At 46.3% G+C, this 19,497-nt stretch carries 13 protein-coding genes, 5 tRNA genes, 3 rRNA genes and 1 riboswitch; of the genes, 16 read left to right on the top strand and 5 right to left on the bottom strand.

All coding sequences use genetic code 11. The features are described from left to right. Positions 1 to 18: 18 nt before the first annotated feature. On the bottom strand, positions 19 to 1,128 hold the full coding sequence (gene trmA / locus ACHFJ9_RS22380; RefSeq protein ID WP_053304467.1) for a tRNA (uridine(54)-C5)-methyltransferase TrmA: 1,110 nt from the start codon (positions 1,126 to 1,128) through the stop codon (positions 19 to 21). Positions 1,129 to 1,312: 184 nt separating this feature from the next. Then, positions 1,313 to 1,513, top strand: a riboswitch (cobalamin riboswitch). Positions 1,514 to 1,568: 55 nt separating this feature from the next. On the opposite strand from trmA, the gene btuB reads away from it, so the two are divergent. Genes btuB through murI form a run of 3 tightly spaced genes read left to right on the top strand, consistent with a single transcriptional unit; the run spans position 1,569 to position 4,991 of the window. Next, entirely contained in the window at positions 1,569 to 3,404 is a 1,836-nt protein-coding gene (gene btuB, locus ACHFJ9_RS22375; protein WP_395356337.1) for a TonB-dependent vitamin B12 receptor, read from the top strand. Positions 3,405 to 3,463: 59 nt separating this feature from the next. Further along, positions 3,464 to 4,147 carry an ATPase gene (locus ACHFJ9_RS22370; RefSeq protein ID WP_005393709.1) on the top strand — a complete coding sequence of 228 codons (684 nt, stop codon included), beginning with the start codon at positions 3,464 to 3,466 and terminating at the stop codon, positions 4,145 to 4,147. Positions 4,148 to 4,187: 40 nt separating this feature from the next. Then, a complete protein-coding gene (gene murI / locus ACHFJ9_RS22365; protein ID WP_109170351.1) occupies positions 4,188 to 4,991 on the top strand; it encodes a glutamate racemase in 804 nt (267 codons plus the stop codon). Here the strand turns inward: murI and ACHFJ9_RS22360 are convergent. Beyond that, positions 4,954 to 5,409 carry an RNA-binding protein gene (locus ACHFJ9_RS22360; RefSeq protein ID WP_031780357.1) on the bottom strand — a complete coding sequence of 152 codons (456 nt, stop codon included), beginning with the start codon at positions 5,407 to 5,409 and terminating at the stop codon, positions 4,954 to 4,956. The genes murI and ACHFJ9_RS22360 overlap by 38 nt on opposite strands. 554 nt (positions 5,410 to 5,963) lie before the next feature. Between ACHFJ9_RS22360 and ACHFJ9_RS22355 the strand changes: the two genes are divergently transcribed. The 4 genes from ACHFJ9_RS22355 to ACHFJ9_RS22340 all read left to right on the top strand — a co-directional run bounded on the left by ACHFJ9_RS22355 (position 5,964) and on the right by ACHFJ9_RS22340 (position 11,022). Further along, positions 5,964 to 7,519: ribosomal RNA gene (locus ACHFJ9_RS22355) — 16S ribosomal RNA — on the top strand. A gap of 278 nt (positions 7,520 to 7,797) precedes the next feature. Further along, a 23S ribosomal RNA gene (locus tag ACHFJ9_RS22350) occupies positions 7,798 to 10,689 on the top strand. A gap of 93 nt (positions 10,690 to 10,782) precedes the next feature. After that, positions 10,783 to 10,899, top strand: a 5S ribosomal RNA gene (gene rrf / locus ACHFJ9_RS22345). The 16S, 23S and 5S rRNA genes sit together here with 1 tRNA gene alongside, the layout of an rRNA operon. A 46-nt stretch (positions 10,900 to 10,945) precedes the next feature. Beyond that, positions 10,946 to 11,022 (top strand) — tRNA-Asp (locus ACHFJ9_RS22340). A 481-nt stretch (positions 11,023 to 11,503) separates the two neighbouring features. Here ACHFJ9_RS22340 and pssA read toward each other — a convergent pair. Next, a complete protein-coding gene (pssA, locus tag ACHFJ9_RS22335; protein WP_046874695.1) occupies positions 11,504 to 12,844 on the bottom strand; it encodes a CDP-diacylglycerol--serine O-phosphatidyltransferase in 1,341 nt (446 codons plus the stop codon). 71 nt (positions 12,845 to 12,915) lie between these two features. Beyond that, positions 12,916 to 13,347 (bottom strand): GNAT family N-acetyltransferase, encoded by a 432-nt coding sequence (locus ACHFJ9_RS22330; protein WP_031780708.1) that lies wholly within the window; start codon positions 13,345 to 13,347, stop codon positions 12,916 to 12,918. A 101-nt stretch (positions 13,348 to 13,448) separates the two neighbouring features. Here ACHFJ9_RS22330 and murB point away from each other — a divergent pair, with 101 nt between their 5' ends. Then, positions 13,449 to 14,492, top strand: coding sequence for a UDP-N-acetylmuramate dehydrogenase (gene murB, locus ACHFJ9_RS22325; protein WP_256899914.1), 1,044 nt, complete (start codon positions 13,449 to 13,451; stop codon positions 14,490 to 14,492). Further along, complete coding sequence (birA, locus tag ACHFJ9_RS22320; RefSeq protein WP_139059419.1) at positions 14,489 to 15,454, top strand: bifunctional biotin--[acetyl-CoA-carboxylase] ligase/biotin operon repressor BirA; 966 nt, start codon at positions 14,489 to 14,491, stop codon at positions 15,452 to 15,454. The genes murB and birA overlap by 4 nt, the downstream gene beginning before the upstream one ends. Positions 15,455 to 15,461: 7 nt before the next feature. Here birA and coaA read toward each other — a convergent pair whose 3' ends face one another. Further along, positions 15,462 to 16,385 carry a type I pantothenate kinase gene (gene coaA / locus ACHFJ9_RS22315; protein ID WP_005398335.1) on the bottom strand — a complete coding sequence of 308 codons (924 nt, stop codon included), beginning with the start codon at positions 16,383 to 16,385 and terminating at the stop codon, positions 15,462 to 15,464. A gap of 205 nt (positions 16,386 to 16,590) precedes the next feature. Between coaA and ACHFJ9_RS22310 the strand changes: the two genes are divergently transcribed. The 7 genes from ACHFJ9_RS22310 to nusG all read left to right on the top strand — a co-directional run bounded on the left by ACHFJ9_RS22310 (position 16,591) and on the right by nusG (position 19,481). Continuing rightward, a tRNA-Thr gene (locus tag ACHFJ9_RS22310) sits at positions 16,591 to 16,666 on the top strand. Between the two features lie 36 nt (positions 16,667 to 16,702). Then, a tRNA-Tyr gene (locus tag ACHFJ9_RS22305) sits at positions 16,703 to 16,787 on the top strand. 35 nt (positions 16,788 to 16,822) lie between these two features. Beyond that, positions 16,823 to 16,897 (top strand) — tRNA-Gly (locus tag ACHFJ9_RS22300). Positions 16,898 to 16,910: 13 nt separating this feature from the next. Further along, positions 16,911 to 16,986: transfer RNA gene (locus ACHFJ9_RS22295), tRNA-Thr, on the top strand. A 101-nt stretch (positions 16,987 to 17,087) separates the two neighbouring features. After that, on the top strand, positions 17,088 to 18,272 hold the full coding sequence (gene tuf, locus ACHFJ9_RS22290) for an elongation factor Tu (RefSeq protein WP_012841309.1): 1,185 nt from the start codon (positions 17,088 to 17,090) through the stop codon (positions 18,270 to 18,272). A 266-nt stretch (positions 18,273 to 18,538) separates the two neighbouring features. Continuing rightward, positions 18,539 to 18,919, top strand: coding sequence for a preprotein translocase subunit SecE (gene secE, locus ACHFJ9_RS22285; protein ID WP_005397258.1), 381 nt, complete (start codon positions 18,539 to 18,541; stop codon positions 18,917 to 18,919). Positions 18,920 to 18,932: 13 nt separating this feature from the next. Continuing rightward, on the top strand, positions 18,933 to 19,481 hold the full coding sequence (nusG, locus tag ACHFJ9_RS22280) for a transcription termination/antitermination protein NusG (protein ID WP_005384681.1): 549 nt from the start codon (positions 18,933 to 18,935) through the stop codon (positions 19,479 to 19,481). The last annotated feature ends 16 nt before the right edge of the window (positions 19,482 to 19,497 follow it).

The raw sequence follows: 19,497 nt of genomic DNA, 5'->3' as shown, positions 1-19,497 counted from the left end.
TGTATTTGACGCCGTGGGTTACACTTTGCGTTCCAATAGCACGCCCGCTTCCATATGGTGGGTATAAGGGAATTGGTCAAACAGAGCAAAACGCGTTACGTTGTGTGTTTCGCATAGAATGTCCAAGTTCTCTTTTAGAGTCTCAGGGTTACAAGAGATGTACATGATGCGCTCGTAACCTTGCACCATTTTACAAGTATCGACATCCATCCCAGCACGTGGTGGGTCGACAAAAATCGTGTTGCAGTTGTAGCTCTTCAGATCTACGCCTGCATCTTGTAGACGACGGAATTCACGTTTACCTTCGATCGCTTGAGTAAATTCCTCTGCTGATAGACGTAAGATTTGTACGTTATCAATCTTATTGGCGGCGATGTTGTACTGTGCAGATACAACCGATGGTTTGGCTAGCTCAGTTGCCAGGACGCGGTCGAAATTCTGTGCCAGCGCCAGCGAGAAGTTACCGTTACCACAGTAAAGCTCTAGTAGGTCGCCAGTGCTTTCTTGGGTACAGTCGACCGCCCATTCCAGCATCTTCTCTGCGACTTTGCCGTTCGGCTGAGTGAAGCTGTTCTCTACTTGTTGGTAGATGTAGCTTTGACCATTTACATCGAGCTTCTCGATCACGTAGTCGCGGTCTAGGACAATCTTCATCTTACGAGCACGACCAATGATGTTTAGGTTGAAGCCTTCATCATTTAAGCGCTGTTTAAGGGCTTTCGCGTTTTCAATCCACTCTTCATCAAGTTGGCGATGGTAAAGGAGTGAAACCAGAATCTCACCACTTAGCGTCGATAGGAAATCCACCTGGAACAGTTTACGACGTAGCGAGTCGTTGTCTTTCATCGCTTCAACCAATAGCGGCATCAGGTCGTTGATCAGACGGCTTGCTGCAGGAAATTGGTCAACACGGTATTTCTCACGAGTTTCTTGGTTGAACATGATGTAGTAAAGATCTTCGCCTTCATGCCAAACACGGAACTCAGCACGCATGCGGTAGTGCTGCTCTGGTGATTCAAACACTTCCAGTTCTGGCATGTTGTATGGCGCGAACATATCCGTGAGACGTTCGACTTTTTCAGCCAGTTGTTCTTGGTAGCGTTGTGGGTTTACATCAAGAGTAGCCATGATCTTACCTTTTATGGTGCATTCAATTTAAGAGCGCAGATTTTATTCAATCTCAATAGGATGTCCAGTTTTGTACTGGAATTGATTTAAAGATAGTGCGTACAGACAGAGTAGAAAGCAAAATCAATCAAAACGTTACAACTTGTAAGGGCAATATTGGCTGGACAAATAATCAATAGCTGAATAATATTTGCCTCAAGTTGGTGCTATCTAGCAATCTAGATGGCTGAAATGGGAATCTGGTGTGAATCCAGAACTGACGCGCAGCGGTAAAAGAGAACGAACGCTCATCAGACACTGCATTAGTTTATGTGGGAAGTCGAGCAAGTAGGCGGTACACCCGTGCTCTTGAGTCCGAATACCTGCCAACAACTGAGCCACAGCACTGGACTGTCATGACGACAGGGCTCGGAAGGAATTACGCGATTTAGGACAATACAATGAGAAAATCCGCACTGGCGATCACTTTGGCATCGCTGCTTTCACCTGTCTCTTATCTACAGGCCCAAGAAACCTCCACTGACGAAACCATCGTTGTGACTGCAAACCGTTTTGAGCAAGCCGAAAGCCGTACGTTGGCAGATGTCGAAGTGGTTACTCGACAAGACATTGATCGCATTCAAGCGAAAACCCTACCAGATGTGTTGCGCCGTCTTACGGGGATTCAAGTTTCACAAAATGGTGGTCGTGGTCAGTTAGCGTCTTTATTTGTTCGTGGTACCAGTTCCGACCAAGTTCTAGTACTGGTTGATGGCGTACGTTTTGCGCGTGCAGCTAAGAGCGCTGTGGACTTCAACCAAATCCCACTTACTTACGTTCAAAGGATTGAGTACGTGCGTGGTGCGCGTGCGTCACTTTATGGTTCAGAAGCGATTGGTGGCGTGATCAATATCATCACCATTGCACGTGCTGACGAAGAAGAAACGAAGTTAAGCGCAGGTTTAGGTAGCTTAGATTACCAAGAATTGAGTGTGGCATCTGGCATTAAAGTCACAGAGAGCGGCCAGCTGAATATCGCGCTTGGTAGTGAAAGTGATGATGGTTATAACGTTCGTCCTGTACCGGGAGTTAATGACGGCGATCGCCATGGCTTTGATACAAAGAATGGTCTGCTAGGTTACGTGCATAACTTCAATGACCAGTGGTCTGTATTTGGTAACCTACGTGCTTACGAAAATGTTTATCAATATGACAGCAGCTACGGCAGTCGCGGTTATTACGAAGCAGAAAAAGACGACCTTTCTGCCACTCTGGGCGGTAAGTATCAGTCTGATAATGTGATGTCAGAACTACAAGTAACGGCACAGAAACAGAAGTCTTGGAACTATGAGCAAGCAAAAGGCAAACACTCAGGTACTGAAGATGAACTTGAGCAGCAAAATGTCCAGTGGACCAACAGTTACTTGCTAAACAATAATACGACGTTTGCTGGTGGTATTGATTGGCGTAATGAGTCTTATAAAGACAAGAGTGCGAATAAAACGTTTGATCGTACCAATGGCGCTCTGTTTGGTATGGCAACCACTAGTATTGATAAAGCAATGCTTGAGGGCAGTGCTCGCCTTGATGATAACGAAGAATACGGTAGTGAGTTCACTTACAGTTTAGCGGCTGGTTACCAATTTGTGCCAGAGTTTGGGGTTAAAGCTTCTTTTGGTACTGCGTTTAAGGCTCCAAACCTATATCAACAGTATGACCCAACGTACGGTGAGAAAGATCTTAAGCCGGAAGAGTCAGATGCTTGGGAGCTAGCATTCAGCGGTGATGTCCAAGGCGTTTTTTGGTCCGTAACGGGTTATGACTATAAAATCACGAATCTTATCGATTACCATCCAACCACATATAAATATTTGAATGTCGATGGTGAAACACATATCCAAGGTGTGGAGCTTGTTGCTGAGTTTGATACAGGGATTGTGCAGCACCAGTTGAGTGCAGATTACAAAGATGCTGAAGACGATAAAGGGCATCAGTTGCAGCGCCGCGCTAAAGAAATGTATAAGTGGAACGCTTTAGTGAGCTTCGATAAAGTGGACTGGTCGGTTAGCTATCAGTACGTAGGTAAGCGTCCAGATGTGGATTACAGCACTTGGCCTTCACAAGATATCACGCTTTCTTCTTACTCGTTGGTTGATACGGCTGTGACTTACTATCCGAATGAGTCGACCTCTATTAGCGCTCGTATCGATAATCTATTTGATGAAGAGTATGAGATGGCAAAAGGTTACCCTGCCGCTGAGCGAGCGTACTATCTAAACGTTGGCTACGAATTCTAATCGTGAATGAACACAAACCGCCTTCGGGCGGTTTTTAATATTTTGTGGTGGAAAATCGAATGAAGAAACCCAAGCAAGTGGTGATCAGTTGGTCCAGCGGTAAAGATTCGACATTAACGCTTGAGCGCCTTAACGAGAATCCAAATTATCAAGTTGTCGGTTTGTACACGACTTACGTAGGGAAAGAAGTCCCTTTCCAAGCAACTCCGCTTGAAGTCGTACAAATGCAAGCCGACTTACTTGCGCTTCCGCTCATTACTATCGAGCTACCTGAAGTCTTTCCAAGTAACGACATTTATCAATCGACCATCGTTAATGCATTACAAAGTAGTGGTCTGAATATAGAAGCTGTCGCATTTGGCGATATGTTTTGCAATGGCATTGCCGAGTATCGACGCAGCTATATTGAACCTGCTGGTTGGGAGTGCGTCTTTCCTCTATTAGGGGAGAGCAGCGAAAAGCTAGCGATGGAAATCATAGAGCGTGGTATTCAAACTATGTTGATCACCATCGACGGAAGTGTTCTCCCTCCAGAGTGGTGTGGTAGCTGGTATGACAAAGTCCTAATAGAGTCATTACCAAGTCAAATTGATCCCTGTGGGGAAAATGGTGAATTTCACACATTGGTCACGTCTTCGCCGTCTTTTCAAGGGCATATCGAGCTAACGAAGCGAGATGTAGAATCTGGAGATAGATTCAGCCATCAAAGATACCATGCTAAAGCATTGCCAAAACAAATCTAAGCAGTATGATCGCAACGTTTCTGTTCTTTAGGTAAGGCTCGTGCGAGTAGCAAGTAAGAAAAAAGTCCTAGTTTTTGACTCCGGTGTTGGTGGTCTTTCTGTATTCCAAGAGATACATCGCCTATTGCCGCAGCTTGACTACTTATACTTATTCGATAATCAGGCTTACCCTTATGGTGAACTCGATCAGGCGGTACTCATTTCACGAGTTAACCAACTGGTCTCTTCATTAGTCGAAGAACACCAAGTCGACATTGTTGTCATTGCTTGTAATACGGCAAGCACCATAGTGCTTCCTTCCTTACGTGAAAATCTATCGATTCCCGTTGTTGGTGTTGTCCCTGCGATTAAACCCGCATCGCTTTTGGCATCAAAAGGGGTAGGGCTGATCGCCACTCCGGCGACAGTAACACGCCAATATACTCACGAGTTAATACGAGACTTTGCGCAAGGCAAACCAGTTGAGCTGTTGGGATCAACTCGCTTGGTGGATATGGCCGAAGAGAAGTTGCGAGGCAACAGTGTTTCTCTAGACGAACTGACAAAAATCCTGCTTCCGCTTCGCGATAAAGTAGACGTTGCGGTGCTCGGTTGTACTCACTTCCCTTTAATCAAAGAGGAAATTCATCAAGCTTTGGGTGGGGACGTTACTTTAATTGATTCGGGTGCAGCCATTGCACGTCGAGTAAAAGCATTACTATTAAGTGATGAAATTGAGGATACGGAAGAGGGAAGTAAGTCGATTTATGCCAGTGCAACTCCTTGGCAGGAAGATGCACTGAACATTTGTTTAAAGAAGCTAGGTTTTAATCCTGTTCTGGTTTACCACCATCCGGGTGTTTAGGATCGTTCGCAATTCTCACTTTTAGCGTTCTTTCCATATATTCCTTTTCATTAAGTTTAGCGATAGCTGGCTTGGCATCTGCCGCAGCCATCACGACAAAACCAAACCCTCTTCTTTTTCCAGTGCGCTTATCTTTCATTAAGCGTACTGCATAGACCTGTCCATATTCAGCAAACAAATCGCGAACGTGACTCTCATTGGCCTTATAAGGAAGGTTGCCGACATACAGAGTTTTAGTCGATGGATCCGAGTCCGTTGATTGAATAGAAGGTGTCTGGCTAGAAAATGAAAATAAAAAAGCAGTAGCGATAACACCAATGAGAAAACTCAAGGCTGGTGGGATGGTGACTTGAGAGAAGACGATTCCCCCAACGACGGCCAGCCCAGCACATAAAATCAGATTTTTTTTAGACGTCATTTTAATTACTACACATAGTGATAAAGAGATCGATTGTCCATTAACAGAATAGACACATGAATCTTACGTATATGGTTGGTGTTTTTCCAACCAATTGCTGTGATATGTCTCAAATGTGACGAAGAAATATGCAAATATCACGCTTTTGGCTAACTAATGACCTGTTGAAAGTTTTTTTGCAAAAAACGCTTGTACTAATTTCTCAACTCCCTATACTGCGCATCCACCGACACGGAGTGAGACGAAAGTCACACAGCGAGTCGGAAGTGAGAGAAAAAGAAATTTGAAAAAATGCTTGACTCTCTCACGGTGCGGAGTAAGATACGCACCCCTAACGACGAGCAACTAAGTTGCTGGATAAGTTAGAAAAGCTCTTTAAAAATATAAACCTATCAATCTGTGTGGGCACTCGTTGATGATAATCCAATTAGAAACTTCGGTTTCAAATTAGGTTTCAATGATACGAAGTGACCATTGAATCTTCGGATTCAGCACAGTCAATTCAAACATTACGTTATGTAATGTTCAGTATTCATTGAGCCGAACAAAATCTTAAATTGAAGAGTTTGATCATGGCTCAGATTGAACGCTGGCGGCAGGCCTAACACATGCAAGTCGAGCGGAAACGAGTTATCTGAACCTTCGGGGAACGATAACGGCGTCGAGCGGCGGACGGGTGAGTAATGCCTAGGGAATTGCCCTGATGTGGGGGATAACCATTGGAAACGATGGCTAATACCGCATGATGCCTACGGGCCAAAGAGGGGGACCTTCGGGCCTCTCGCGTCAGGATATGCCTAGGTGGGATTAGCTAGTTGGTGAGGTAAGGGCTCACCAAGGCAACGATCCCTAGCTGGTCTGAGAGGATGATCAGCCACACTGGAACTGAGACACGGTCCAGACTCCTACGGGAGGCAGCAGTGGGGAATATTGCACAATGGGCGCAAGCCTGATGCAGCCATGCCGCGTGTATGAAGAAGGCCTTCGGGTTGTAAAGTACTTTCAGTCGTGAGGAAGGTAGTAGTGTAGTTAATAGCTGCATTATTTGACGTTAGCGACAGAAGAAGCACCGGCTAACTCCGTGCCAGCAGCCGCGGTAATACGGAGGGTGCGAGCGTTAATCGGAATTACTGGGCGTAAAGCGCATGCAGGTGGTTTGTTAAGTCAGATGTGAAAGCCCGGGGCTCAACCTCGGAATAGCATTTGAAACTGGCAGACTAGAGTACTGTAGAGGGGGGTAGAATTTCAGGTGTAGCGGTGAAATGCGTAGAGATCTGAAGGAATACCGGTGGCGAAGGCGGCCCCCTGGACAGATACTGACACTCAGATGCGAAAGCGTGGGGAGCAAACAGGATTAGATACCCTGGTAGTCCACGCCGTAAACGATGTCTACTTGGAGGTTGTGGCCTTGAGCCGTGGCTTTCGGAGCTAACGCGTTAAGTAGACCGCCTGGGGAGTACGGTCGCAAGATTAAAACTCAAATGAATTGACGGGGGCCCGCACAAGCGGTGGAGCATGTGGTTTAATTCGATGCAACGCGAAGAACCTTACCTACTCTTGACATCCAGAGAACTTTCCAGAGATGGATTGGTGCCTTCGGGAACTCTGAGACAGGTGCTGCATGGCTGTCGTCAGCTCGTGTTGTGAAATGTTGGGTTAAGTCCCGCAACGAGCGCAACCCTTATCCTTGTTTGCCAGCGAGTAATGTCGGGAACTCCAGGGAGACTGCCGGTGATAAACCGGAGGAAGGTGGGGACGACGTCAAGTCATCATGGCCCTTACGAGTAGGGCTACACACGTGCTACAATGGCGCATACAGAGGGCGGCCAACTTGCGAAAGTGAGCGAATCCCAAAAAGTGCGTCGTAGTCCGGATTGGAGTCTGCAACTCGACTCCATGAAGTCGGAATCGCTAGTAATCGTGGATCAGAATGCCACGGTGAATACGTTCCCGGGCCTTGTACACACCGCCCGTCACACCATGGGAGTGGGCTGCAAAAGAAGTAGGTAGTTTAACCTTCGGGGGGACGCTTACCACTTTGTGGTTCATGACTGGGGTGAAGTCGTAACAAGGTAGCGCTAGGGGAACCTGGCGCTGGATCACCTCCTTAAACGATGATTATTGCGATGAGTGTTCACACAGATTGATGGTTTTGAAGCGAAAGCTTCGAGCTATTATTGCTCTTTAACAATTTGGAAAGCTGACAAAACAACAATTTATTGTTGTTTGTAAAGTTCTCAAAGTATTCATTTATGAATACAACTAAAAACACATTCAAGTGTTCTTGGAATTTGAGTCCGGCAAAATCGATATGTCTCTCGCTCATTCAAATAATGAGAGACAACTTTGGTGATTTGATTATCAACTCGAAACTCCTTCGGGTTGTATGGTTAAGTGACTAAGCGTACACGGTGGATGCCTTGGCAGTCAGAGGCGATGAAGGACGTATTAACTTGCGATAAGCCCAGATTAGGTAGTAAAAACCACTTGAGTCTGGGATTTCCGAATGGGGAACCACCCACTTACATAAGTAAGTATCGTTATGTGAATACATAGCATAACGAGGCGAACCGGGGGAACTGAAACATCTAAGTACCCCGAGGAAAAGAAATCAACCGAGATTCCGAAAGTAGCGGCGAGCGAAATTGGACTAGCCCTTAAGCTTTATAGGCGTCAGGTGAACAAGCTGGAAAGCTTGGCGATACAGGGTGATAGCCCCGTAACTGACGACGCATATTCAGTGAAATCGAGTAGGGCGGGACACGTGATATCCTGTCTGAATATGGGGGGACCATCCTCCAAGGCTAAATACTACTGACTGACCGATAGTGAACCAGTACCGTGAGGGAAAGGCGAAAAGAACCCCTGTGAGGGGAGTGAAATAGAACCTGAAACCGTGTACGTACAAGCAGTAGGAGCAGGCTTTGTCCTGTGACTGCGTACCTTTTGTATAATGGGTCAGCGACTTATATTCAGTGGCAAGGTTAACCATCTAGGGGAGCCGTAGGGAAACCGAGTCTTAACTGGGCGTTCAGTCTCTGGATATAGACCCGAAACCAGGTGATCTAGCCATGGGCAGGTTGAAGGTTGAGTAACATCAACTGGAGGACCGAACCGACTAATGTTGAAAAATTAGCGGATGACTTGTGGCTAGGGGTGAAAGGCCAATCAAACCTGGAGATAGCTGGTTCTCCCCGAAAGCTATTTAGGTAGCGCCTCGGACGAATACTACTGGGGGTAGAGCACTGTTAAGGCTAGGGGGTCATCCCGACTTACCAACCCTTTGCAAACTCCGAATACCAGTAAGTACTATCCGGGAGACACACGGCGGGTGCTAACGTCCGTCGTGGAGAGGGAAACAACCCAGACCGCCAGCTAAGGTCCCAAATTACTACTAAGTGGGAAACGATGTGGGAAGGCTCAGACAGCCAGGATGTTGGCTTAGAAGCAGCCATCATTTAAAGAAAGCGTAATAGCTCACTGGTCGAGTCGGCCTGCGCGGAAGATGTAACGGGGCTAAGTAGTAAACCGAAGCTGCGGCAATACTCTTTGAGTATTGGGTAGGGGAGCGTTCTGTAAGCGGTTGAAGGTGTGTGGTAACGCATGCTGGACGTATCAGAAGTGCGAATGCTGACATGAGTAACGATAAAGGGGGTGAAAAACCTCCTCGCCGGAAGACCAAGGGTTCCTGTCCAACGTTAATCGGGGCAGGGTAAGTCGACCCCTAAGGCGAGGCCGAAAGGCGTAGTCGATGGGAAACGGGTTAATATTCCCGTACTTCTTACAATTGCGATGGGGGGACGGAGAAGGCTAGGTGGGCCTGGCGACGGTTGTCCAGGTTCAAGTGCGTAGGCTTGAGAGTTAGGTAAATCCGGCTCTCTTTAAGGCTGAGACACGACGTCGAGCATCTACGGATGTGAAGTCATTGATGCCATGCTTCCAGGAAAAGCCTCTAAGCTTCAGATTGTAAGGAATCGTACCCCAAACCGACACAGGTGGTCGGGTAGAGAATACCAAGGCGCTTGAGAGAACTCGGGTGAAGGAACTAGGCAAAATGGTACCGTAACTTCGGGAGAAGGTACGCTCTCGACGGTGAAGTCCCTCGCGGATGGAGCTATTGAGAGTCGCAGATACCAGGTGGCTGCAACTGTTTATTAAAAACACAGCACTGTGCAAAATCGCAAGATGACGTATACGGTGTGACGCCTGCCCGGTGCCGGAAGGTTAATTGATGGGGTTAGACTTCGGTCGAAGCTCTTGATCGAAGCCCCGGTAAACGGCGGCCGTAACTATAACGGTCCTAAGGTAGCGAAATTCCTTGTCGGGTAAGTTCCGACCTGCACGAATGGCGTAATGATGGCCACGCTGTCTCCACCCGAGACTCAGTGAAATTGAAATCGCTGTGAAGATGCAGTGTACCCGCGGCTAGACGGAAAGACCCCGTGAACCTTTACTACAGCTTGGCACTGAACATTGACCCTACATGTGTAGGATAGGTGGGAGGCTTTGAAGCGCAGTCGCTAGATTGCGTGGAGCCGTCCTTGAAATACCACCCTTGTAGTGTTGATGTTCTAACGTCGACCCCTCATCGGGGTTGCGGACAGTGCCTGGTGGGTAGTTTGACTGGGGCGGTCTCCTCCCAAAGCGTAACGGAGGAGCACGAAGGTGGGCTAATCACGGTTGGACATCGTGAGGTTAGTGCAATGGCATAAGCCCGCTTGACTGCGAGAATGACAATTCGAGCAGGTGCGAAAGCAGGTCATAGTGATCCGGTGGTTCTGAATGGAAGGGCCATCGCTCAACGGATAAAAGGTACTCCGGGGATAACAGGCTGATACCGCCCAAGAGTTCATATCGACGGCGGTGTTTGGCACCTCGATGTCGGCTCATCACATCCTGGGGCTGAAGTCGGTCCCAAGGGTATGGCTGTTCGCCATTTAAAGTGGTACGCGAGCTGGGTTTAGAACGTCGTGAGACAGTTCGGTCCCTATCTGCCGTGGGCGTTGGAGAATTGAAAGGGGCTGCTCCTAGTACGAGAGGACCGGAGTGGACGAACCTCTGGTGTTCGGGTTGTGTCGCCAGACGCATTGCCCGGTAGCTAAGTTCGGGATCGATAACCGCTGAAAGCATCTAAGCGGGAAGCGAGCCTTGAGATGAGTTCTCCCTGATACTTTAAGTATCCTAAAGGGTTGTCGTAGACTACGACGTTGATAGGCAGGGTGTGTAAGCGTTGTGAGGCGTTGAGCTAACCTGTACTAATTGCCCGTGAGGCTTAACCATACAACACCCAAGGGGTTTTGATGGACTCAATGAAAGAACATTGAATGTGTAAGAACGAGAATTAAGAAACAGCTTTCCGAATTAAAGAATTTGCTTGGCGACCATAGCGTTTTGGACCCACCTGATTTCCATGCCGAACTCAGAAGTGAAACGAAATAGCGCCGATGGTAGTGTGGGGCTTCCCCATGTGAGAGTAGGACATCGCCAGGCTTTAAATTTTGGACACTTGCTAATTACAAGCGGGTGATACCACTGCGGAGTGGTAGTTCAGTTGGTTAGAATACCGGCCTGTCACGCCGGGGGTCGCGGGTTCGAGTCCCGTCCACTCCGCCACTTATATTAAGCCTCAGTCGAAAGACTGGGGCTTTTTTCGTTTTGGTTCCCCGACTTACCTTAACCGCATTTCCATATTGAAACCTTGCATCGAGAGGCAGGCTCCTCTCTCGCTATGCTTTCTAAGCCCTGTCATGAACGAGTTGATGCGCAGTTCTGTGTGGTTTCTGCAGTTTCGAGCGCTAGTTTTTATCCCCTATGCTGACTCATTAAAGCTCCCCTTTATTACGTGTTAGAAAGGTTATTCACTAGTGTAGTGTGGGAAAGAGTAAGAGCGGAAGGCTGAGTTATTAAGCACCTAGCCACTTACGAATGTATTACCTTTCTAGATTCCAGGTTGTTGCGTTTTGGGTTCAGTTGTGTCTCGCAAGTTTATTTACTGAAGTCTACTAACAGAGGTCTAATAGAGTATTAAGCTGTTGGATCTAGGAATAATAAAAAAGCCCAGCATGAAAATGCTGAGCTTTGAAGTTAATTATGCTTATAGGATGCGTTTTAAAACCCCATCTGCTTTTAGGCGGGTTATTTTTCTTACCAACCGCTGCACCCCTATCGGATAATCTTCCACTTTTTCTAACTGTTTATAAGTACAGATAAGATGGGTATGCTCAAGGATACGCGAAACTTCATCTTCGAACTTCTCAGTGAGTTTCGCATAATTGTCTTGGATGAGAAGTCCATTTTCTAGATCAAGTGACCAAGCCCGAGGATTTAAGTTATTCCCCGTCAGTAGCATATAGCGTTTATCAACCCAAATGCCTTTGAGATGGAAGCTATTATTGTCATGCTTCCAGAGGTGAATTGACAGTTTACGCGCAGCGATATTCGCTTCATTTGCTTTCGCAAAGCGGCGTAGGTTTACTTCATACAGATATGGAAGTCCGCCAATGGTTTTAAAGTCTTCCTCAGGGGCAATATAAAAGTCGTTTGCTGTCTTGTCGCCCACAACAATAGTTACTTTCACACCGCGTTTCATGGCTCGCTTCACTTCACGATGCAGCGCTTTAGGGAAGTTAAAGTAAGGCGTACAGATAAAGATTTCGTTTTGGGCGGCCGCTAGTAACTTTACAATCTGTTGATTGAGCAGATTGCGGCGTTTGCCTAGACCAACTAGTGGGGTGATTTTTACACTTTCCTCTGTTGCAGGTTGGTCTTCAAACTGATAATTAGCTTGAGCAAGTGAAGCTCTCAGTTGACGAATCGCCGACTTAATTTCTTTGGTTTCTGGCTTATCTTTTCCAGCAAGATCATTGACAGCTGGGTGAGCAATCATCTCTTCCTGAATGAATTGCACCATTGAATTAGCTAAAGACTCATGTCGAATCACATGGTAACGATCAAAGCGATAGCGTTCGTGATAGTGCAGGTAAACGTTATTTAAGCTTGCCCCACTGTAGATGACAGTATCATCGACAATGAAGCCTTTTAAATGCAGTACCCCAAAAACCTCTCTGCCACGCACAGGTATACCATAGACAGGGATCGGGTGTTGGTACTTATTGGCATACGCTTTGTAAAGCGCAGAATTACCCTCAGATGTTTCAGCACCAATAAGGCCACGCTGCGCCCGATGCCAGTCGACACAGATATTGATGTCCAACCCAGGATTGCGCTGTTTCGCTTCATAAAGCGCAGTGAGAATTTCACGTCCAGCTTCATCATCTTCCAGATATAGAGCGACTAGGTAAATTCGCGACGTTGCTTTGCTGATTGCATCCAAAAGACGAGTCCTGAATGATTCTGCTGAATACAGAACATCAAAGTCTTCCGGATTGACAGCGAGACTTGGCAACTGTTCGAATGGATTCCTACTTACTATCATATCGGTATGAGTACCTTAGTTTAGTGCAATATTGCGAACCTGCCATTTTATCAAAGATATGATTTACCTGGCTACAAAAGCGCGCGTTTTGATGTCGTTGAAGAGATGAATTGCATTGGAATGAGATCTTTACCGCTATCTACATAGCGTTGAAATGCCATTTTTAACGGGTGTGGTAGCTCAGAGCAATCAATGGTTTTGAATCCATGCTTGGAATAATAGGATTCGAGATGTGTAAACGCGAAGCAATAATCGCCATCAGTGAAAACATTGTTTTTACAATGAGTTAGTAGTTCTTTTCCAATGCCAGTTCCCCTAAGTGTTGGAATGACCAGCATTCCCGTCAGCAATCGAGATCTATCTACGGTTTTTAAGCGTAGTAACGCAACGATTTCACCTTTATGGCTCGCTGTAATGATCAGTTCATCCTTTTTGGCTCGACCCGAAGGGTAATGCGCTTTGTACAACCTCTTAATGAGAGGGAGCTTGATAGGATTTAACACTTCTATGATTAATGAGTCAGGTATTGTCACTGCGGTTAAAAGATAACTAATGTAGAATGTCGACAGTTTAAGAGAATCTTATCTGACGTTGCAAACCTACTATGCAAATTAAAACAAATGCAAGCCTTAAGGCTTACCATACTTTTGGGATTGAACAGTCGTGTTCCTATTTAGCGACCATCGAGTCGCTCGAGGAGGTTACCCAACTATTTCAAGACCCGAGATTCACCCATTTACCGAAACTTTTTTTAGGTAAAGGAAGTAATGTTCTTTTCACTGAGCATTTTGACGGGTTAGTGATCGTTAATCGAATCATGGGTAAACATGTGACGGAAACGGATGACCAATACCTGTTGCATATTGCAGGTGGTGAAGACTGGCCTGAGTTGGTTTCCTGGTGTGTGAGTCAGGGAATTGGTGGGTTAGAAAACCTAGCCCTGATCCCTGGCTGTGCAGGCTCGGCTCCTATTCAAAACATTGGAGCCTATGGGCTAGAGCTAAAAGACATTTGTGACTACGTGGATGTTCTTGATCTAACTACGTTTGAAAATAGAAGAATGAGCGCCAGAGACTGTGACTTTGGCTACCGAGACTCCATTTTTAAACACGCTTTGCATGAAAAGTGCTTTATTACCGCATTAGGGCTTAAGTTGGCTAAGCAATGGCAACCGATTAATCAATATGGTCCTTTAAAAGATATTCCGGAAGAACAACTTAGCCCAGCAACAATCTTCGAGCGAGTTTGCCAAGTGCGAACGGAGAAACTGCCGGATCCAGCCAAAGTAGGTAACGCAGGGAGTTTCTTTAAAAACCCGGTGATCACTCAAGATCATTATGATCGGCTCATGAAGCAACATACTAATATCGTGGCCTATCCAACTCCTGGCGGAATGAAAGTCGCGGCTGGTTGGCTGATTGATCAGTGCGGATTAAAGGGGAAGTCTGTGCATGGTGCACAGGTCAACCCTATGCAAGCCTTGGTTTTGACCAACATGGACAACTGCAGTGCCGATGATGTTGTCGCACTTGCTTCCCTAGTGAAGCAGGCAGTGTGGGATAAATACCGAATAGAACTTGAGCATGAAGTTCGATTTCTGAACCGTACCGGGGAAACCAACCTGGCTCAGATCGAGGCGTTAAGATGAGAAAAGATCACTCTACGAAACTTCATATCTTAAAGTCATTAAGTAACGGCGAGTTTCATTCTGGAGAGGCGCTGGGCGAAGCCCTGAATGTATCCAGAGCGGCAATAGCTAAGCATATTAAAGGTCTTAGTGAGTGGGGCATTGATATTTATCGAGTGCAAGGGCGCGGTTACCAGTTGGCATCACCATTGCAGTTGCTAGATGAAGCTCTCCTTACTGCTAGTGCGGAGTCACTTATTGAGCTTGTTCCTGTGATTGACTCAACCAACCAGTATTTGCTTGATAGAGTCGCAGAGTCAGAAAAGGGCCGTGTTTGTATAGCTGAGTATCAAGCACAAGGACGTGGTCGCCGCGGTAGACAATGGATCTCTCCATTTGGCTCTAACTTATACCTATCCATGTACTGGCGATTAGATGCGGGAATGGCCGCAGCAATGGGCTTAAGCCTTGTTATTGGTATTGCCGCAGTGGAAGCACTAGAAGAAATGGGCATACAAGGCGTTAAGCTCAAGTGGCCAAATGACCTGTATTATCAAGATAAAAAACTGGCAGGAATCTTAGTGGAGATGTCAGGGCAGGCCGGTGGTGCTGCTCATCTTGTGATTGGGATGGGGCTCAATATTGGAATGCCTGATGCGCAACCTGAGATTGATCAACCATGGACAACATTGAATCAGGCAAACGAGAGTCTCGTGATCGATAGAAATGTCCTAGCGACGACGCTTATCAAGCATTGGAATTCCGCACTTATCGAGTATGAACTGAAAGGACTTACCAGCTTTGTCGAACGTTGGAATCGATTAGATAACTTTCTCAATCGTCAAGTCAAGCTGCTCATCGGACCTAGAGAGGTGCACGGCGTCGTACGCGGCATCGATCATCAAGGCGGGATATTACTCGAAACCTCGCAAGGGCTAGAGACTTACATTGGTGGCGAAATCTCGTTGCGTAAAAGCGATTGACGTTCAATTACTTTCGCAAAGACACCTTATCAACCAAGTGGTTGACGCCTTTGTGTAGAATCAAATGGGCTCTTTCTCGGGTGGGAAGAATATTTAGCTCCAAGTTGAGCCCATTAATATCATGCCAAATTTGTTTCGCTTTTTGCTTTGCTTCATCGACTGACAGTTGCGTGTAGTGACTAAAATAAGAACCGGGTTTAGTAAAAGCCCCTTGGCGAAACTTTAAAAATCGTTCCACATACCACTGTTCAATTGTCTCTGTTTCAGCATCGACATAGATCGAAAAATCCAAAAAATCAGAGACAAAGACGCGATGTGGATCATGCGGATAATCCATTCCACTTTGTAGAACGTTTAAACCTTCAATGATAAGAACATCCGGTCTATCAACTTTTCTTAGTTCGTCCGTAATGTCATACGTGATGTGGGAGTAAATAGGTACTTCAAGATCCGGCTTACCCGCTTTAACGTCAGACATAAACTCAACTAAACGTTTGATATCATAGGACTCAGGAAACCCTTTACGATGCATGATACCGCGTTCTTCTAGTACCTTTTTCGGATATAGAAAGCCATCTGTAGTGACCAAGGACACTTTGGGATGATTCTCCCAACGAGAAAGCAATGCGGTCAGAATACGAGCTGTCGTACTTTTGCCTACAGCGACACTGCCGGCGATACCAATCACAAAAGGAGGGGCATGTTCTTCCGTATTCAAGAATTGTTGTAATACAGAGTTGCGGCTTTGACGGGCTTGGACGTACAGATTCAAAAGACGAGACAAAGGAAGGTAGATTTCTACCGCTTCCTCCATGGTTAGGTTTTCATTAATGCCCTGAAGCGCAGTCAAGTCGTCTTCAGAAAGTGTCATCGGTACAGAGTTTCTTAACTCGGCCCAGTTTGCACGGTCAAATGACAAAAATGGACTCATGGGTCTCTTTTATCCTTGGTTTAGTAGAAGCAAGAACATACATCAAGCGAACTTCAAAGCAAACGACAAAGGTCGAAGTTTACTTTAAAAAAGCCAAGTTTGTACGAATTTGCAGCAAACGAATCTAAAAAATCGAATTTTATGATTTTTTTTAAAATTACTATTGCAACCTCGAAAATCATTCAATAGAATGCGCACCACTTATGCCGACTTAGCTCAGTAGGTAGAGCAACTGACTTGTAATCAGTAGGTCACCAGTTCGATTCCGGTAGTCGGCACCATTCTTTCCTTTAGTAGTCTGAATGGCTTGAAAATTTGGAGGGGTTCCCGAGTGGCCAAAGGGAGCAGACTGTAAATCTGCCGGCACTGCCTTCGATGGTTCGAATCCGTCCCCCTCCACCATATTCTTTAGGAAATAGCTCTCAGAGTTACGTGTTGCGGGCATCGTATAATGGCTATTACCTCAGCCTTCCAAGCTGATGATGCGGGTTCGATTCCCGCTGCCCGCTCCACTCTAATTTGAGTGCTGATATAGCTCAGGTGGTAGAGCGCATCCTTGGTAAGGATGAGGTCGGCAGTTCGAGTCTGCCTATCAGCACCAGCTCTCAAGTTTATTTCCTTTTGATATTAGATTTACCAATTATCTTTTTTGGTTGCGTGGTCAATTTGGGCCACCTAAATCCGTACCTAGAGGGACCACTCATGTCTAAAGAAAAATTTGAACGTACGAAACCGCACGTTAACGTTGGTACTATCGGCCACGTTGACCACGGTAAAACAACTCTAACTGCAGCTATCTGTACTACTCTTGCTAAAGTTTACGGCGGTGTAGCTAAAGACTTCGCATCTATCGATAACGCTCCAGAAGAGCGTGAGCGCGGTATCACAATCGCAACTTCTCACGTTGAGTACGACACTCCAACTCGTCACTACGCACACGTTGACTGTCCAGGACACGCGGACTACGTTAAAAACATGATCACTGGTGCTGCACAGATGGACGGTGGTATCCTAGTTGTTGCTGCGACAGATGGCCCAATGCCACAAACTCGTGAGCACATCCTACTAGGCCGTCAGGTTGGTATCCCATACATCATCGTATTCATGAACAAATGTGACATGGTTGACGATGAAGAGCTACTAGAACTAGTAGAAATGGAAGTTCGTGAACTTCTATCTGAATACGATTTCCCTGGTGATGACCTACCAGTTATCCAAGGTTCTGCACTAGGCGCACTAAACGGCGAAGAGCAGTGGGAAGCGAAAATCGTTGAACTAGCTGAAGCTCTAGATACTTACATCCCTGAGCCAGAGCGTGCGGTAGATCAGCCATTCCTAATGCCTATCGAAGACGTATTCTCAATCCAAGGTCGTGGTACAGTAGTAACTGGTCGTATCGAGCGTGGTATCCTAACTGTAGGTGACGAAGTTGCTATCGTAGGTATCAAGGAAACAACTACTACAACATGTACTGGTGTAGAGATGTTCCGTAAGCTTCTAGACGAAGGCCGTGCAGGTGAGAACGTTGGTGCACTTCTACGTGGTACTAAGCGTGACGAAGTTGAACGTGGTCAAGTACTAGCTAAGCCTGGTTCAATCACCCCACACACTAAGTTCGAATCAGAAGTATACGTACTGTCTAAAGATGAAGGTGGTCGTCACACTCCATTCTTCAAAGGCTACCGTCCACAGTTCTACTTCCGTACAACTGACGTAACTGGTGACATCCAGCTACCAGAAGGCGTAGAAATGGTAATGCCAGGTGACAACGTACAGATGACTGTTGAGCTAATCGCACCAATCGCAATGGACGAAGGTCTACGTTTCGCGATCCGTGAAGGTGGCCGTACAGTAGGTGCTGGTGTTGTTGCTAAGATCTTCGACTAATTCATAGCGAATTAGCGATGCTTTCGGAAAATCTTGAATTAGATTTGACGAACCAGTAGCAAAAAGGGCATCATTTGATGCCCTTTTTCTGCACTCAACATTATTTTTGCTGTTTTCTTGTTCAGAAGTGGGTTGGGCGCAGAGCAAGATTAAGCAAAGATGCTTAATCTTAAGAAGAGTACGCTGATTTTTTCAGCGATATGGAGTTTGCCCTGCAACAGCGGGGTTGTTGTCGTCTATATTAAGACTTGTAACAGGTTGGTTTTATGAAAGCAAATAATGCTGAAACTCCTGATAGCTCAAACGCAGCAGATACGTTTAAGTGGTTAGCCGCTTTCGTATTGGCAGCTGCCGCTGTTGTGGGTAATTACCTGTATGGTGAAATGTCTGTAGTGGTTCGTGCTGCAGGCGTTGTTGTTCTTATTGCAGCTGCCTTAGGCGTTGCAGCAACAACGACTAAAGGTAAAGCAGCGATCAGTTTTGCAAAAGAATCGCGTATGGAAGTACGTAAAGTTGTTTGGCCTACTCGCCAAGAAACCATGCAAACAACACTGATCGTTTTAGCTGTAAGTATTGTAATGGCTCTAGTGCTATGGGGTATTGACGGAATTATGGTTCGTCTAGTAGCTCTAGCAACTGGGGTATAGAGGGTTTTTATTCATGAGTGAAGCTCCAAAAAAACGCTGGTATGTGGTTCAAGCCTTCTCTGGATTTGAAGGTCGTGTAGCTCAATCTCTGCGCGAGCATATCAAAATGCACGGCATGGAAGAGCTATTCGGTGAAGTACTTGTTCCTACTGAAGAAGTAGTAGAAATGCGCGCGGGTCAGCGTCGCAAATCTGAGCGTAAGTTCTTCCCAGGTTACGTCCTTGTTCAGATGATTATGAACGATGAATCATGGCACCTAGTACGCAGTGTGCCGCGTGTCATGGGCTTCATTGGTGGTACCTCAGACCGTCCGGCACCTATCACGGATAAAGAGGCTGACGCGATTCTTAATCGTCTTGAGAAAGCGAGTGAAGCGCCTCGTCCGCGTACAATGTACGAAGCGGGTGAAGTGGTACGTGTTAACGAAGGTCCATTTGCTGACTTCAACGGTACTGTTGAAGAAGTGGATTACGAGAAGAGCCGCCTGAAAGTGTCTGTCTCGATCTTTGGTCGTGCGACACCAGTTGAGCTTGAATTTGGTCAGGTTGAAAAGCTGGACTAAGACTCTTCGTTAAAGA

Origin of the sequence: Vibrio sp. D3 (genome assembly GCF_043995865.1) — a bacterium.
In the GTDB taxonomy this organism is placed as follows: domain Bacteria; phylum Pseudomonadota; class Gammaproteobacteria; order Enterobacterales; family Vibrionaceae; genus Vibrio; species Vibrio diabolicus.
Note: the sequence above shows the minus strand (reverse complement) of the source record. Positions and strands in the feature narration are given on the sequence as shown.